Source organism: Paraburkholderia sp. RL18-085-BIA-A, assembly GCF_046027075.1.
Taxonomy (GTDB): domain Bacteria; phylum Pseudomonadota; class Gammaproteobacteria; order Burkholderiales; family Burkholderiaceae; genus Paraburkholderia.
On the sequence record NZ_JARESU010000002.1, the window covers coordinates 136,754 to 152,150 of the forward strand.

The 15,397-nt window shown below is 61.9% G+C and carries 12 protein-coding genes and 1 tRNA gene; 5 read left to right on the forward strand and 8 right to left on the reverse strand.

Features of this window, described 5'->3' with window-relative positions; all coding sequences use genetic code 11:
• Positions 1-58: 58 nt before the first annotated feature.
• The 3 genes from P0D89_RS02030 to def all read right to left on the reverse strand — a co-directional run bounded on the left by P0D89_RS02030 (position 59) and on the right by def (position 2,333).
• Entirely contained in the window at positions 59-700 is a 642-nt protein-coding gene (locus P0D89_RS02030) for a LysE family translocator (protein WP_408356543.1), read from the reverse strand.
• Between the two features lie 111 nt (positions 701-811).
• Entirely contained in the window at positions 812-1,798 is a 987-nt protein-coding gene (fmt, locus tag P0D89_RS02035) for a methionyl-tRNA formyltransferase (protein WP_408356541.1), read from the reverse strand.
• Between the two features lie 31 nt (positions 1,799-1,829).
• A complete protein-coding gene (def, locus tag P0D89_RS02040) occupies positions 1,830-2,333 on the reverse strand; it encodes a peptide deformylase (RefSeq protein WP_408356539.1) in 504 nt (167 codons plus the stop codon).
• A gap of 242 nt (positions 2,334-2,575) precedes the next feature.
• Between def and dprA the strand changes: the two genes are divergently transcribed.
• From dprA to P0D89_RS02055, 3 genes are all read left to right on the forward strand, one after another.
• A complete protein-coding gene (gene dprA, locus P0D89_RS02045) occupies positions 2,576-3,994 on the forward strand; it encodes a DNA-processing protein DprA (protein WP_408356537.1) in 1,419 nt (472 codons plus the stop codon).
• A gap of 70 nt (positions 3,995-4,064) precedes the next feature.
• The gene (locus tag P0D89_RS02050; protein WP_408356535.1) at positions 4,065-4,442 is read left to right on the forward strand and encodes a thioredoxin family protein; all 378 of its coding nucleotides are present in this window, start codon (positions 4,065-4,067) and stop codon (positions 4,440-4,442) included.
• Between the two features lie 253 nt (positions 4,443-4,695).
• On the forward strand, positions 4,696-7,359 hold the full coding sequence (locus P0D89_RS02055; RefSeq protein ID WP_408376067.1) for a DNA topoisomerase III: 2,664 nt from the start codon (positions 4,696-4,698) through the stop codon (positions 7,357-7,359).
• 153 nt (positions 7,360-7,512) lie between these two features.
• Here P0D89_RS02055 and P0D89_RS02060 read toward each other — a convergent pair whose 3' ends face one another.
• Together P0D89_RS02060 and P0D89_RS02065 are read right to left on the reverse strand one after the other, a co-directional pair.
• Positions 7,513-8,616, reverse strand: a complete 1,104-nt coding sequence (locus tag P0D89_RS02060; RefSeq protein ID WP_408356531.1) for a LysR family transcriptional regulator — start codon at positions 8,614-8,616, stop codon at positions 7,513-7,515.
• A 337-nt stretch (positions 8,617-8,953) separates the two neighbouring features.
• Positions 8,954-10,810, reverse strand: coding sequence for a phosphoenolpyruvate carboxykinase (GTP) (locus P0D89_RS02065; RefSeq protein WP_408356529.1), 1,857 nt, complete (start codon positions 10,808-10,810; stop codon positions 8,954-8,956).
• Positions 10,811-11,186: 376 nt separating this feature from the next.
• Between P0D89_RS02065 and P0D89_RS02070 the strand changes: the two genes are divergently transcribed.
• Positions 11,187-12,200, forward strand: a complete 1,014-nt coding sequence (locus P0D89_RS02070; RefSeq protein WP_408356527.1) for a D-2-hydroxyacid dehydrogenase family protein — start codon at positions 11,187-11,189, stop codon at positions 12,198-12,200.
• Between the two features lie 155 nt (positions 12,201-12,355).
• On the opposite strand, the gene P0D89_RS02075 is transcribed toward P0D89_RS02070, so the two are convergent.
• Both P0D89_RS02075 and P0D89_RS02080 read right to left on the reverse strand, forming a co-directional pair.
• Complete coding sequence (locus tag P0D89_RS02075) at positions 12,356-13,231, reverse strand: patatin-like phospholipase family protein (RefSeq protein ID WP_408356525.1); 876 nt, start codon at positions 13,229-13,231, stop codon at positions 12,356-12,358.
• Between the two features lie 35 nt (positions 13,232-13,266).
• The gene (locus tag P0D89_RS02080) at positions 13,267-13,671 is read right to left on the reverse strand and encodes a PaaI family thioesterase (RefSeq protein WP_408356523.1); all 405 of its coding nucleotides are present in this window, start codon (positions 13,669-13,671) and stop codon (positions 13,267-13,269) included.
• 203 nt (positions 13,672-13,874) lie between these two features.
• On the opposite strand from P0D89_RS02080, the gene P0D89_RS02085 reads away from it, so the two are divergent.
• Positions 13,875-13,950, forward strand: a tRNA-Lys gene (locus P0D89_RS02085).
• 332 nt (positions 13,951-14,282) lie between these two features.
• On the opposite strand, the gene serC is transcribed toward P0D89_RS02085, so the two are convergent.
• Positions 14,283-15,377, reverse strand: a complete 1,095-nt coding sequence (serC, locus tag P0D89_RS02090; RefSeq protein WP_408362232.1) for a 3-phosphoserine/phosphohydroxythreonine transaminase — start codon at positions 15,375-15,377, stop codon at positions 14,283-14,285.
• Positions 15,378-15,397: the final 20 nt, after the last annotated feature.

Sequence of the window (15,397 nt, forward strand, 5' to 3'; positions counted from 1 at the left end):
GGTCGCGGCGCCCGATTGTAAGCAAAACGTTAGATATGGGCAGGTGAGGATAATTCAATCATCTTGACGCAGTGGCGAGCTTGATACCCAGGCCGACGAACGCGCTGCCAACGCCGCGGTCCAGCCACTTCTTCACCGAAGGCTTGCCGGAAAAGCGCTGCGTCACACTGCCCGCGATCCACGCGACAAAGCTGTTCCAGAGCATGCTCATGGCCACGAACACCGCGCCGAGCGTGAGGAATGCGAGCGCTTTCTGATCGCTGCCGGTCGTCACGAATTGCGGGAAGAACGAGACGAAGAACAGCACGACCTTGGGATTCAGCACATTGGTCCAGAACCCTTGCAGGAACAGCTGCTTCAGCGACTTGGGCGCGCCCGCTGCGCGCGCTTCGCCCACCGCCGCAGCGGCTGCGGGTTTGGCGAAAATCAGGCGCGTGCCCAGATAGATCAGATAAATGGCGCCGGCGAATTTGATGACGGTAAACGCCGTGGCCGACGCCGCGAGCAGCGCGGTCAACCCAAACGCGCACGCAAGCGAATGCACACAGCAACCCGCCGAGATGCCGAGTGCGGACATCAAGCCCGCGCCACGGCCCTGAGCGACGCTGCGTCCGACGATATAAGCCGTATCCGGACCGGGCGTCACGTTCAGAAGAAAGACCGCGACGACAAAAAACTCGAAATGGGTAATGCCGAACATTGAGAACCTCGGAAACTGTGCCGTTGCATAGGCGATTCTAACGCGCGGCAGAGTCGCGGCGTGGTCTCGAACATCGGCCGAACGGCGGATGTTCGAGGCGTTCGCAGACTGTTATTTTGCTTCAGGAAGTTGGAAACGCTGGCCCGCGACGAGCGACGAACCGGCCAGGAATTCGCGCACCGGCAGGCGCTTGCCACCGGGTTTCTGCAGTTGCGTAAGACGCAACGCACCTTCGCCACAGGCAACGACCACGCCCTCGGGAGAGACTTCGGTAATCGTGCCGGGCGCGCTGCCGGCTTGAGCATCGGCGGTGACCGCAGCCCAGATCTTGATCGAACTGCCGTCTTCGAGCGTGCCAACTCCGCCGGGAAACGGGTCGAACGCCCGCACCTGGCGCGCGAGCAGCGCAGCCGGGCGGCGCCAGTCGAGCACGGCTTCCTGCTTGCCGATCTTTTCCGCGTACGTCACGCCGTCCGCCGGTTGCGGGGTGGAGGCCAGCTTGCCGTTACGCTCGAGTTCGATCAGTGCTTCGACGATTAGCCTCGCGCCGTCTTGCGCGAGACGGTCGTGCAACGAGGCCGTGGTGTCGTCGTCGGCAATGCGCGTGCGCGCTTCGGAGATCATCGCGCCAGTATCGAGGCCGACGTCCATCTGCATCAGCGTGATGCCGGTTTCCGCGTCACCCGCTTCGATCGCGCGATGGATCGGCGCCGCGCCGCGCCAGCGCGGCAGCAACGACGCGTGAATGTTGATGCAGCCAGACGGCGCAATATCGAGCACTTCCTGCGGCAGAATCAGCCCGTAGGCCGCGACCACCATCACGTCATGCGGCGTGGCGCAAAGCTGATCGATCGCGGCGGCGGCTTCCGCCGGATATTTGCCGGCGCGGCGCAGCGAAGGTGGCTGCGCGACCGCCAGCCCATGCTCCTGCGCATAGCGCTTGACCGGGCTTGCCTGCAATTTCATGCCGCGTCCAGCGGGCCGGTCCGGCTGAGTCAGCACGAGCGGCACCGGAAAACCGGCACGGTGAATCGCGGCCAGCGCGGCAGCGGCGAACTCCGGCGTGCCGGCAAAAATGACGCGCAACGAATGACTCATGAACGGGGACGGTAGACGAGGTGGACGCGCATTACATCGCGTGGGCGAGCTTCTTCATCTTGCTCTTGATGCGCGTCTGCTTCAGCGACGAGAGGTACTCGACGAACACGCGGCCCATCAGGTGGTCCATCTCGTGCTGAATGCACACAGCGAGCAATCCCTCGCAATCCATCTCGAAGGTTTCGCCCTTCCCGTTCAGCGCCCGCACGCGCACTTTCTCGGCGCGCTCCACGTTGTCGTAGATGCCCGGCACGGAGAGGCAGCCCTCTTCCGAGAGCTTCCTCTCATCGCTCGACCAGATGATTTCTGGATTGATGAAGGTGAGCAGCTGGTCGTGCGTGTCCGATACGTCGATCACGATCACCCGTTCGTGCACGTCCACCTGGGTGGCGGCGAGGCCCACACCGGGTGCCGCATACATGGTCTCGGCCATGTCCGCGACGAGACGGCGGATGCGGTCGTTGACCGTTTCAACCGGCTTCGCAATCTTGTGCAAGCGCTTGTCCGGGTAATTGAGGATGTTCAGTAAAGCCATGATTTTGAGTGTGATTTGCGGCGCCGCTGACCGTTGGAGGATTCACGTTGGCCTTTCGGCCAGGTTGTGAGCCCGCCGCATTGCGCAGAGGATAGATGGCGTCGAACCGGTTCGATTCAACGCGCCCCCTGCGCTAAACGACGAGCCCGCGCGGGTGGGCGCGGCGCTGCAGTTATTTCGGATGATGAAAATTTTAGCATGGTGCCCGCCTACCCGCTGGCCCTGAGGAGGAGCGACTCGCAATGCACACCTTGCCCGCAACCGATATCGAACTCGCCGCCTGGCTGCGGCTGTCGCTCGCGCCGGGGTTGAAACCGGCGGCGCTGCGCTTGATGCTGAGCGCTTTTGGACTTCCGGAGGCGATTTTCAGGCAATCGCCGGAAGCGCTAGCCGAAATCGCCGGCGAAGCCGCTGCGCGCGCTGTGCTGGCGCCGACGGGCCCCGAATTTGACAGCCGGCTCGACACCGTGATTGCGTGGCGCGAGCTGCCCGGCAATCAGGTCGTGACGCTCGATGACCCCGCGTACCCGCCCGCGCTGCTGACCATGCTCGACCCGCCGCCGCTGCTATATATAAAGGGCCGCCTCGATCTTTTGCATACGAGAGCAGTCGCGCTGGTGGGCAGCCGCAGCGCGACGCCGCAAGGCGTCGAGGACGCGGAACGTTTCGCGCGCGAACTGTCGGCGGCGGGCGTCACCATCGTGTCCGGGCTCGCGCTCGGCATCGACGGCGCTGCGCATCGGGGCGGGCTGGAAGGCTTCGGTGGCACGGTCGCCGTGATCGGCACCGGCGCGGACCTCGTCTATCCGGCGGCGCATCATGCTCTGGCGCGGCAGATTGCGGTGCAGGGCGCCATTGTCTCGGAATGGCCGCTCGGCACGCCCGCGCGCGCCGCCAATTTTCCGCAACGAAATCGCTTGATCGCTGGGCTGGTCAGTGGCGTGGTGATCGTCGAAGCGGCGATGCGCTCCGGCTCGCTGATCACCGCGCGGCTCGCCAACGAAATGGGACGCGATATTTTCGCGTTGCCCGGCTCGATTCACGCGCCGCTGTCGCGGGGGTGTCATCGGATCATCAAGCAGGGGGCAAAGCTGGTGGAGACGCCGGACGAGGTGTTGGAGGAACTGGGCTTTGCAAGGCGGTCGGCGGTCCGTGCGGCGCCGGAGTCGAAGCAAACCGTTGCGTGGGACGGCCTCGATTTGCGGAATGCACGGTCGGTCGAAACTTTGCCAATGGTCCAGCCGAACCTGGCAACTACGCACTCGTGCGGAACGGTCGCAACGGACTCGGGCGCAACTCTCACGCGATCAGCGGCTGCGGTTGGCTCAACTACGGTGCAAATAGCAACCGAGACTCGGCTGGAATCGCCAGAGGTTGTAGCCACGCGAGCAACGGCGGAAGCCACAGCGGCCTTCGCAGAAACAGAAGCGCCGCTGCCCGCGCCACCCGCCAAGCCAGTCAACTCAGAAGCGCAGCGACTCCTCGCAGCGCTCGGCCACTCGCCCACCACGCTTGAAATTCTCGCCACGCGCACCGAGATGGAGGACGCGGCCCTGCAAACCACGTTGCTGCAACTGGAACTTGCCGGCCAGATAAGCGTGCTGCCCGGCGGCCGCTTCATGCGGGCCACCCACAGCCGACCCCGCCTTGATCAGGGTTGACCACCATTCGGGATCGGCCATGCTACATTCGCGCCAAAGCACCTGACAAAGTACGCAAGGAACCCACCACATGCCCGCGCTGAATCTCGACACCGACCAAGACCGGATCGCCGAGCGCGTCAACGAACCCGAAACGCTGTTCGTTGCCTGCCTGTGCGCGGACTGGTGCGGGACCTGTCGTGAATATCGGGAAGCCTTCGACAAACTGGCCGACCGGCATCCGGAAATCTGTTTCGCATGGATTGATATCGAAACCCATGCAGACCGCTTCGACGATCTGGATGTCGAGAATTTCCCGACTATCCTGATCGAAGACTCGGTGACGACACGTTTTTTCGGCACCGTTTTGCCACAGGCGTCGATTGTGGAGCGGATGTTGTCGGACCTGACGGCCGTGCCTGGCATCACCGGCGCGCCCAAGCTGCGGCCCGCGCTGACGGTCGTCTGAACGCGATACCGTCGGCGCGCGAGCCCCGCGGCAAACACGTGTTGGGAGCGATGCACCGCGTGTTCTCCGCAACTTGCCCAATGGCAGAGCGCGCACTTATGATGGCGCGCTTTTATCGCACTTGACACGCCGCCTTCGCGCCGTGTGCTATAAAGCGGTCGTCAATGGGTCGCAAAGGTCGCAAACGAGGGTCGCGCGCTAATTTGGCGCACTCAAGGCCATCAACCCGGATTTACCTACCTCACATCGAGTCATGTCCAAAGCACTGATCATCGCCGAAAAGCCTTCCGTCGCGAACGACATCGCGCGCGCTTTGGGCGGCTTTACCAAGCATGACGAATACTACGAAAGCGACGACTACGTCCTTTCCTCGGCAGTCGGCCACCTGCTGGAAATCGCCGCGCCCGAAGACTATGAAGTCAAACGCGGCAAGTGGAGTTTCGCCAATCTGCCCGTCATCCCGCCGCATTTCGATCTGAATCCGATCGCCAAGAGCGAGTCGCGCCTGAAGGTGTTGACCAAGCTGCTCAAGCGTAAAGACATCGACCGCCTGATCAACGCATGCGACGCGGGGCGCGAGGGCGAGCTGATTTTCCGTCTGATCGCGCAGCACGCCAAAGCCAAACAGCCTGTGCAGCGTCTGTGGCTGCAGTCGATGACGGCGGGTGCGATCCGCGATGGCTTCGCCCGTCTGCGCAGCGACGAAGAAATGCAGCCGCTCGCCGATGCGGCGCGCTGCCGCTCGGAAGCGGACTGGCTGGTCGGCATCAACGGCACGCGGGCGATGACCGCGTTCAACAGCAAGGGCGGCGGCTTCTTCCTGACCACGGTCGGCCGGGTGCAAACGCCGACGCTGTCGATCGTCGTCGAGCGCGAGGAGAAGATTCGCCGCTTCGTGCCGCGCGATTACTGGGAAGTCAAAGCGGAATTCGTCTGCGCCGCCGGTTTTTACGAAGGACGCTGGTTCGACCCGAAGTTCAAGCGCGACGAGTTCGATCCGGAAAAGCGCGACTCGCGGCTGTGGGCGCTACCCGCGGCCGAAACGATCGTCGCCGCTTGTCGCGGCCAGATCGGCACGGTCACGGAAGAATCGAAGCCGTCCACGCAACTCTCGCCGGCGCTGTTCGATCTGACCAGCTTGCAGCGCGAGGCCAATGGCCGCTTCGGCTTTTCGGCGAAGAACACGTTGGGTCTTGCCCAGGCGCTGTATGAAAAGCACAAGGTGCTGACCTATCCCCGGACCGACGCTCGCGCGCTGCCGGAAGACTATATGGATACGGTCAAGCAGACGCTCGGCATGCTCAAGGAGAGCAACAACTATCTGCCGTTTGCCAAGCAGGTGCTCGACAAGGGCTGGGTGAAGCCGAACAAGCGTATCTTCGACAATTCGAAGATCAGCGACCACTTTGCAATCATCCCGACGCTGCAGGCGCCGAAGAATCTGTCCGAGCCGGAACAGAAGCTGTACGACCTCGTCGTGAAGCGTTTCCTGTCGGTGTTCTTCCCGGCCGCCGAATTCCGCGTGACGACACGGATCACGGAAGTGGTCCGCCATCACTTCAAGACCGAAGGCAAGGTGCTGGTCGAGCCGGGCTGGCTGCAGATCTACGGCCGCGAAATTAGCGGCGAAGACGCGAACCTCGTGCCGGTACAGAAGGACGAGAAGGTCAAGACCGACAAGATCGCCGCCCAGCAACTGGTGACCAAGCCGCCCGCACGCTACAACGAAGCGACCTTGCTGTCGGCGATGGAAGGCGCAGGCAAGCTCGTCGAAGACGACGAGTTGCGCGAAGCGATGGCGGCCAAGGGTCTCGGCACACCAGCCACGCGTGCCGCCATCATCGAAGGTCTGCTCGGTGAAAAGTATCTGATCCGCGAAGGCCGCGATCTGATTCCGACCGCCAAGGCGTTCCAGTTGATGACGCTGTTGCGCGGCCTCGGCGTGAAGGAGCTGACCGCGCCGGAATTGACCGGCGAGTGGGAATACAAGCTTTCGCAAATGGAACGCGGCAACCTGCCGCGCGACGCGTTCATGCAGGAAATCGCCCGCATGACGCAAACCATCGTCAAGCGCGCGAAGGAATACGATTCCGACACGATCCCGGGCGATTACGCGACGTTGCAGACGCCGTGCCCGAATTGCGGCGGTCAGGTGAAGGAAAACTACCGGCGTTTCGCCTGCTCGAAATGCGAGTTCTCGATTTCGAAGATTCCGGGCGGACGCCAGTTCGAAATTCCGGAAGTCGAAGAACTGCTGCAGAACAAGACGATCGGGCCGCTGTCGGGTTTCCGCAGCAAGATGGGCCGGCCGTTCTCGGCAATCCTGAAGCTTTCGTTCGACGACGAGATCAAGAACTACAAGCTCGAGTTCGACTTCGGCCAGGATGCGGGCGGTGAAGACGGCGAACCGCCTGACTTCTCGGATCAGCAATCGGTGGGCGCGTGTCCGAAGTGCAAGGGCCGCGTGTTCGAACACGGCATGAGCTACGTCTGCGAGAACTCGGTCGCCAATCCGAAGACGTGCGACTTCCGTTCCGGCAAGGTGATCCTGCAGCAGGAGATTGCTCGCGAGCAGATGGCCAAGCTGCTGGAAGATGGCCGCACGGATCTGCTGACCAACTTCAAGTCGTCGCGCACGGGCCGCAACTTCAAGGCATTCCTCGTCAAGCAGAACGACGGCAAGATCGGCTTCGAATTCGAGAAGAAGGAGCCGTCCGCCAAGACTGCCGCAAAGACCGCGGCGGCCAAGTCGGCTGCACAGGCTGCAGCAGAGCCGGAAGACGGAGAAACGACGGTGGCGGTGAAGGCCACGCCGGCAGCCAAAAAGGCGGCAGCCAAGAAGGCGCCAGCGACCAAGACCGCGGCAGCCAAGAAAGCCCCCGCGAAGAAAGCGGTGGCGCGCAAAACCGGCTCGTAATTCGAGGGGTCGGGCTGGAAGGCGATTCGTTTCCGGCCCGCTTCATTTGCACTTGCCGAGAAAAAAGGCGCATCACGTGAAGTGATTGCGCCTTTTTCATATCGGCCGGCGGGAACACCCACGACGGCATTGCCGCGCCGCTCAACCCAGCATTTATAGCGGCGACAAAGCCGTCGGCCGGGCACGATTCGTCGTCTTTGCCAGAGTCTTCGGCACCGGAGACAACTCGCTATCCAGCAGCCGCGACAGTGGCTCGGCGCCGTCGAACGCTTCCGGCGGCATGACGGCGCCGGCGGAATCGAACGCCGCCGATGCGGCGGGCCGTTCGAGGCCGTCCTTGATCCATTGCTCGCCAAGCAGGCTATTCGGCGTCTGGCTGAAATGTTCGACCAGATGATCGATGAACGTGCGCACCTTCGCCGGCAAGTGACGGCGGCTCGGATACGCAATGTTGATCTCGACCTGCGGCAAGCGGTAATCGCCGAGCAGGCGCACGAGCCTGCCGCGCGTCATGTCACGGCCGATCAGGTAGCTCGGCAGAATCGCGATGCCCATGCCGAGCAATGCGAATTGCCGCAACATTTCCGTGTTGTTCGCGACGATCACGTTCGACGGACGCACGCGCACTTCGCCTTCCGGGCCCGTGAACACACGCTCGTCACCCCAGTACTCGGACGGCAGGCTCAGACACGGATGCTCCAGCAGGTCCTCGGGACGCGCCGGCATACCGTGCGTCTCCAGATAAGCCGGCGTCGCGCACACGGTCATGCAACCGGTGGTAAGACGCCGCGTGACGATGCTTGCGCTGCGCATTTGCCGCGCAATCACGACGCCCACGTCGAAACCTTCTTCGACGAGATCGACCTGGCGGTCCACCAGCGTGACATCCGGGATCACTTTCGGATAGCGCTCCGCGTACGTTTGAAGCACGGGGGCGAGGTTATGCAAGCCGAACACGACGGGCGCGACGATTCGCAACGTGCCGACGGGTTCGTGATTGCGTGCGACCACCATCTGTTCGACGTCTTCCAGTTCGTCGAGAATCTGGCGCGCGCGCTCGAGATAGACCTGGCCGGATTCGGTCAGGGACAAGCTGCGGGTTGTGCGATTGAGCAGCCGCGTACCAAGACGGCCTTCGAGGTCCGCAACGTGACGGGTGGCGACCGCATTGGAAATATCCATCGCGCTCGCAGCACGGGCAAAACTGCCGAGATCCGCCACTTTGACGAAAACTCGCATCGACTGCAAATGATCCATAGGACAACTCCTGCCGTTTTACTGCTTCCTGACAATTAGTGAAAACCAGTGAAGCGAACTTGGAATTCTCCTACGACTCGCAAAATCGTGCAGAAGTTGCCCGCGAAACTCGAAATATTGCCAATTTCCGTGCAACTCTATTGCCCAATGCGGAGCAGGATCGCCGATTGTTCCGAAAATAGAAACAATCTGCCGCAGTGCACCTTGAACTGTGTTTTTTGTTCGAACAGATGTAAAGGTCGCTCCGGCATTGCGGAACTAGCAAAAATCGCTGAATCGGGATAGATCACAAAAAAGCCGCCCGGAGGCGGCTTTCTGCAAAGTGAATGATCACATGCTAAGCGGCGAGCTTTCCTTCGAGCGTGCGTTTGGCCTGCGTCAAAGCCGGCGGCAGACCTTGTTGCAATGTGTCAAAAAGCTCGGCATGCAGGGCGAGTTCATCGCGCCAGGCCGCGTCGTCGACAGAGATCACCTGCTGGAATTGCTCGCGGCTGAAATCCAGGCCGCTCCAGTCGATGTCCTCGTAGTGCGGCGACACGCCGAACGCATGTTCTTCGCCTTGAGCCGTGCCATCAATCCGGCCGACCATCCAGCTCAACACGCGCATGTTCTCGCCGAAGCCCGGCCAGACGAACTTGCCGTCCTCGCCCTTACGGAACCAGTTGACGCAGAAGATTTTCGGCAGCTTCGCGTTCAGTTTTTGCAGACGCTCGCCCGTTTTCAGCCAGTGGCCGAAGTAGTCGCTCATGTTGTAGCCGCAGAACGGCAGCATCGCGAACGGATCGCGGCGCACCACGCCCTGCTGGCCGGCCGCGGCGGCGGTAGTCTCGGAGCCCATGGTCGCCGCCATGTAGACGCCCTCGACCCAGTTGCGCGCTTCCGTGACGAGCGGCACGGTGGTGGAACGGCGGCCGCCGAAGATGAACGCGTCGATCGCCACGCCCACCGGATTTTCCCAGTCGGCATCGATCGACGGACATTGCGAAGCCGGCGCCGTGAAGCGCGCGTTCGGGTGCGCGGCCTTGCGCCCGCTCTCCTTCGAGGCGGCCGGCGTCCAGTCCTTCCCTTGCCAGTCGATCAGGTGCGCGGGCGGTTCGTCGGTCATGCCTTCCCACCAGACGTCACCGTCGTCCGTCAGCGCGACGTTCGTGAAGATCACGTTTTCCTTCAGCGTCGCCATCGCGTTGAAATTGGTTTTCTCGCTCGTGCCCGGCGCGACGCCGAAATAACCGGCTTCGGGATTGATCGCGTACAGGCGACCGTCCTGGCCCGGTTTGATCCAGGCAATATCGTCGCCGATAGTGGAGATTTTCCAGCCGTTCAGGCCTTCCGGCGGAATCAGCATCGCGAAGTTGGTCTTGCCGCACGCCGAAGGGAAAGCCGCCGCGACGTGATGCTTACGCCCTTCCGGCGACGTCACGCCGAGAATCAGCATATGTTCGGCGAGCCAGCCCTCGGCGCGGCCCATGGTCGACGCGATACGCAACGCGAAGCACTTCTTGCCGAGCAGCGCATTACCACCGTAGCCCGAACCGTAGCTCCAGATTTCGCGCGATTCGGGAAAATGGACGATATATTTGGTTTTGTTGCACGGCCACGGCACGTCCTGCTCGCCTGCCGCGAGCGGCGCGCCCACCGAATGGACGCACGGCACAAACTCGCCGTCGTCGCCCAGCACGTCGTACACCTCGCGGCCCATGCGCGTCATGATGCGCATGTTGGTCGCCACGTAGGGGCTGTCGCTCAGCTCGACGCCGATATGCGCGATCGGCGAGCCGAGCGGGCCCATCGAAAACGGGACGACATACATCGTGCGGCCGCGCATCGCGCCGTCGAACAGACCGTCGAGCGTGGAGCGCATTTCAGCCGGGGCAACCCAGTTGTTGGTAGGGCCGGCGTCTTCCGCGCGCTGCGAGCAGATGAAGGTGCGGTCTTCGACGCGCGCCACATCGGACGGATCGGACCATGCCAGGTAAGAGTTGGGACGTTTTGCCGGATTGAGTTTCTTGAGGGTGCCCGCTTCGACCATCTGCGCGCAAAGGCGGTCGTATTCCTCCTGCGAGCCGTCGCACCAGACGACCTTGTCCGGCTTGGTCATCGCGGCGACCCGACGAACCCAGTCGATCAGTTTTCGGTGCTTGACCCACGCGGGCGGCTCAATGGTGGCCTGTCCTTCGAATGAGGGATGATTCATCGACTTGTCTCCGTTTGAAAGCAATGGAAAAACGGCACAAGCCCGGCGACGCTGCATGCGAGAGGCGTTCAATTCATCGCGCCGAGGTTCATTACCCCGTCGCGCAATTGCGCAGGTCAACCTGGGCCATACAGCTTGCCGGGTGGAGGCGCCCTGCTGACGGGGCTTCTGCAACCGTCTGTAAAGCGGCTTGCCTCAACACGCAACAAACTGTTAAAAACGATGTCAATTTGCCATTACGTGGTGCTGCCGTACTTCGCGGCAGCTTCTACGGTAAGGCATCCAACCAGACCGGCATGTGACCTAAGGCACATGATGGGACAGTCAGCATAACACTCCGTTGCGCACCGCTATGGTGCCTCGCAAGACACATACCATGAAGATTGCCATCCTCGACGATTACCAGGACGCCGTTCGTAAGCTCGACTGCTTTCAATTGCTGGCCGACCAGGAAGTCAAAGTTTTCAACAATACGGTCCGCGGTCTGGGCCAACTGGCAAGCCGTCTTTCCGAAGTCGATGCGCTCGTCCTGATTCGCGAACGTACACGTATTAATTCACAACTGCTCGACAAATTGCCGCGTTTGCGCATGATCAGCCAGACCGGCAAGGTGTCCAGCCACATCGACCTGCCTGCCTGTACCGAGCGCGGAATCGCCGTGCTGGAAGGCAGTGGCTCGCCGTTCGCGCCGGCCGAGTTGACCTGGGCTCTCATCATGGCGGCGCAGCGCCGCATTCCGCAATACGTAGCTAACCTTAAGCAAGGCGCCTGGCAGCAGTCCGGGCTGAAGACTTCAGCGCTGCCGCCAAATTTCGGCTTGGGCCAGGTGTTGCGCGGTCAAACGCTGGGAATTTGGGGTTACGGCAAGATCGGGCGCCTGGTCGCCGGGTATGGCAAGGCGTTCGGCATGAACGTGCTGGTCTGGGGCCGCGAGCATTCACGCGAAGCCGCTCGCGCTGACGGCTACGGCGTAGCCGAGAGCCGCGAAGCGCTGTTCGAACAGAGTGACGTGCTGTCGCTGCACCTGCGCCTGCACGACGACACGCGTGGCATCGTCAAGCAGGAAGACCTGATGCGCATGAAGCCGACCGCGTTGCTCGTCAACACGAGCCGGGCCGAACTGCTCGACGATAGCGCGCTGGTGAACGCGCTATCGCACAACCGTCCGGGGATGGTGGCGATCGACGTCTACGAAAGCGAGCCGATCCTGCAGGGCTATAGCCTGCTGCGGATGGAAAACGTGATCTGCACGCCGCACATCGGCTATGTGGAGCGCGAGAGCTATGAGCAGTATTTCACCGCGGCGTTCAAGAACATTCTGGCCTTCGACGCCGGCGACACGGCCAGCGTGGCAAATCCGGAAGCGTTGCAGGGTGGGCGTCGGCGGTAACTTTGGGTGATGGCTTGCTGGGCGCGATTGAATTGCGCAAGCCATCCGATGCGCCGACTTCCGTGCCTTGTTTAGTTGCGGTCCGGGTTGCTGTTGATCTTGCGCGCGGCTCGCGAGCCGCGCATTGTTGCCGCAAGCCCGCGCCGCGACTCACTTCAGCGCGCTTCGTGCGCGCCAGCTTCCAGCAAATCAGGTATGCGCTCGAGGAAGCTCTCGCCGTCGGCGCGGCCGAGGTTATACGCATGCACCATCTGCGAAGGACTTGTGTAATCCCAGCTCGAAATCGGCACCTTGCGCGACGGCTGCACATAGAGCCGTTGCTGCACGCCGTGCGGCACGACGAACATCTGCGGCCGCGGGTAGAGGCGCGTGACCATCACCAGCACGTTGCCGGGCGCATCGGCGTCGAGCGCGCCGACCGGCACGTTGTCGACCATGCCGCCGTCGAGCACGGGCCGACCGTTGCGCCGCAGAACCGGCGTGAACGGCGGCGTACTCGACGATTGCAGGATCAGATCGGCAAGATCCTCGACGCTCGCGCAATCCTGCGCGCGCACGAATTCCGGATGGAAACCGAGCGTTTGCCCGAGCGTCGGATGCAATGTCTTGCGCACGTATTTTTCGATGTTGTACGCGATCAGGCCCGCGGCGACTGCGCTGCGCGCGCCGAGCCAGCGCGGCAGATGCGACACGCCGATGCGGATTTCCGGCGCGTCGGCCAGCGTCGAAAACTTCTCGCCGTAGATGTCGAGTAGCGCCTGCCGATAGATCCGGTAGTGCGGAAACACCGACTCGCCGCGCAGCAGGTTGCCCCAGTAGGCGTTGCGGGTGTTGTGGCGTAGCGCGTCCTGGTAATAGCGCATCACCCAGTCGGAATCGCGCGTGTAGAGCATGCACGCGGTGGCGGCGCCGGCCGAAATGCCGGTGATCACACGCGGACGGATATGCAGCTCCGGCTGCACCACGTCCCAGAAACCCGCCTGCCACCAGCAGCGATTGCCGCCGCCGGCGAATACGACCTGATCGAACATCTTGGGTACTTCCTCCGAGGCCGCTGCCGCCCGCTTCAGTCGAGCAACGCGTATGTGGTGGTGGCGTGGACGGCCATGTTGCCGGTTTCGTCGAACAATTCGACTTCGCCGAACACCAGGTTGCGGCCCATGCGCAGCACGCGCGCGGTGATCAGCACGTCGCCCTTGCGCACTGCGCGCATGAAGTTGATGTTCAGCGACACCGTGCTCATCGGCTTGAAGCCGCCGAGCGCGGCCGAAATGGCGACGATCATCGCGGTGTCGGCGGCCGCCATGAACACCTGACCGCAGATCACGCCGCCCGAATGGCGCAGGCCTCCGGAAAACGGTAGCCGCAGCGTCGCGCTTTCTTCGTCGACCTTGACCGGTGTCAGCGTGAGAGCCCGGACCCATGGCGCGAGAATGCGGTCGAGTAACTCGATAATCTCATTGTCATCCATGGCAGTTCCCGGTCGAAAGCTGCGCGACGCTTCGCGCGGCGAGGTGTCCGCGACATGATACCGGCACGCTGCGCGATGCGGCTTTTTCGCGGTTGCGCGTCTGTGGAGGGGTGGCTCGGGGCCTTCCGAGCGAATATTTTTAAGAAATCTGCTAAAGGGACTTGGCAAGCCCGGCAAGTTACTGCATAATTTCGCTTCTGTTGGGGGCGTTAGCTCAGTTGGTAGAGCAGCGGACTCTTAATCCGTAGGTCGAGTGTTCGAGTCACTCACGCCCCACCAAAGCATTCCGAAGCCCGGTTAGCGAAAGCTGACCGGGCTTTTTGTTTTGGCCGGGGAATTTCCGGTCGATCCATCCTTGTGAGCCCACTTCTGACGGGTGAAGAGATCAAGGCGAAGCGCACGCGCACTGTGAGCGGCATTCGCAATAACCCCACCGTCGCCGTCTGCCGCAAAGGCAAAGGCAAAGGCAAAGGCAAAGACGGCTCAAGTGTCAGCCGCCTGCCACCCGTCATTTCCCTTCGTCCGCAGACTCGCAGGCTAAAGGTAGTAGGCGACGACCGGTCTTGCCTTCGAATCGCCCTATGCGTCAACGTGAGAACGACTGTTCCTGCTCAAACCCTTTGCAGACTGAATTCCGTTAGTGCGTTCGCCAGAATGTTCACGGCCTGCTCTGTAACAGCGTTGTAAAGAGACGCCCGCAGACCGCCAATTGAACGGTGCCCTTCGAGTCCAACGATGCCCCGCTCACGAGCCGCCACGACAAACTCATCGTCGAGCCGCGAATCGCCGAATGTAAAAGCCACGTTCATCTGCGAACGCCAGCGACGGTCCGCGTGAATGGTCACGCCCCCCTCCAATGCGTCCAGCGTGTCGTACAGCCGCCGCGCCTTTCTTTCATTGATGCTTTGCATCGAGTGCAGACCGCCAACATCGAAGCGCAGCCAGCGCGTAATCAACGTCAGCACATAGATCGCGAACACAGGCGGCGTGTTGTAGTTGGAACCATGCGTCACATGGGTGCGAAAATCGAGGATTGCCGGCAATCCGTCGGGGATACGCTCAAGAAGCGAACGCTTGACTACCGCCACCGTCACCCCAGCGGGACCGAGATTCTTCTGGGCATGCGCATAGATCATCGAGTATGCGTCTGGCCGGATCGGCTTCGACAGAAAATCGGACGACATGTCCGCAATCAGCGGCACCTGTGTAGCCTCTTCGCAAACCGGAAATTGCAGACCTTCCACGGTCTCGTTCGACACGTAGTGCAAATAGGCAGCGGAGCTGGAAATGTCCAGTTCGTTGAGAGCGGGCAATTGACGGTAGCTAGTCGCGTGGCCGTCCCACGCAACTTTTCTGCTGGTCACCTTGGCCGCCTCCGATGTCGCCCGGCCGCTCCAGTAGCCCGACGTCACGTATTCAGGCGGCGCGAACCCTTCCCCGGCAAAATTCATCGGGACCATCGCGAACTGCAGACTACTGCCTCCCTGCTGGAAGGTAATGGCGTAGTCGTCGGAAATGCCAAGCAGAGCACGCAAATTTAATTCGGCTTCGTCCAGTATTGAACGGAACCAGTCTGAACGATGGCTCATGCCGAGTACGGAGATGCCGGTTTCCGGCAAAGCGTCGATCGCGACGCGCGTCTGCTCCAACACCGTTTCGGGGAGCGCTCCGGGACCACCGGAGAAATTCAGTGCATTGGACTTCACTATGCCTCCAAGGCCAGCCG

What these genes read in the sequence shown, in the direction of transcription:
- P0D89_RS02030 (WP_408356543.1), bottom strand. Translation starts at nt 700, where the DNA reads ATGTTCGGCATTACCCATTTCGAGTTTTTTGTCGTCGCGGTCTTTCTT.
- fmt (WP_408356541.1), bottom strand. Translation starts at nt 1,798, where the DNA reads ATGAGTCATTCGTTGCGCGTCATTTTTGCCGGCACGCCGGAGTTCGCC.
- def (WP_408356539.1), bottom strand. Translation starts at nt 2,333, where the DNA reads ATGGCTTTACTGAACATCCTCAATTACCCGGACAAGCGCTTGCACAAG.
- dprA (WP_408356537.1), top strand. Translation starts at nt 2,576, where the DNA reads ATGCACACCTTGCCCGCAACCGATATCGAACTCGCCGCCTGGCTGCGG.
- P0D89_RS02050 (WP_408356535.1), top strand. Translation starts at nt 4,065, where the DNA reads ATGCCCGCGCTGAATCTCGACACCGACCAAGACCGGATCGCCGAGCGC.
- P0D89_RS02055 (WP_408376067.1), top strand. Translation starts at nt 4,696, where the DNA reads ATGTCCAAAGCACTGATCATCGCCGAAAAGCCTTCCGTCGCGAACGAC.
- P0D89_RS02060 (WP_408356531.1), bottom strand. Translation starts at nt 8,616, where the DNA reads ATGGATCATTTGCAGTCGATGCGAGTTTTCGTCAAAGTGGCGGATCTC.
- P0D89_RS02065 (WP_408356529.1), bottom strand. Translation starts at nt 10,810, where the DNA reads ATGAATCATCCCTCATTCGAAGGACAGGCCACCATTGAGCCGCCCGCG.
- P0D89_RS02070 (WP_408356527.1), top strand. Translation starts at nt 11,187, where the DNA reads ATGAAGATTGCCATCCTCGACGATTACCAGGACGCCGTTCGTAAGCTC.
- P0D89_RS02075 (WP_408356525.1), bottom strand. Translation starts at nt 13,231, where the DNA reads ATGTTCGATCAGGTCGTATTCGCCGGCGGCGGCAATCGCTGCTGGTGG.
- P0D89_RS02080 (WP_408356523.1), bottom strand. Translation starts at nt 13,671, where the DNA reads ATGGATGACAATGAGATTATCGAGTTACTCGACCGCATTCTCGCGCCA.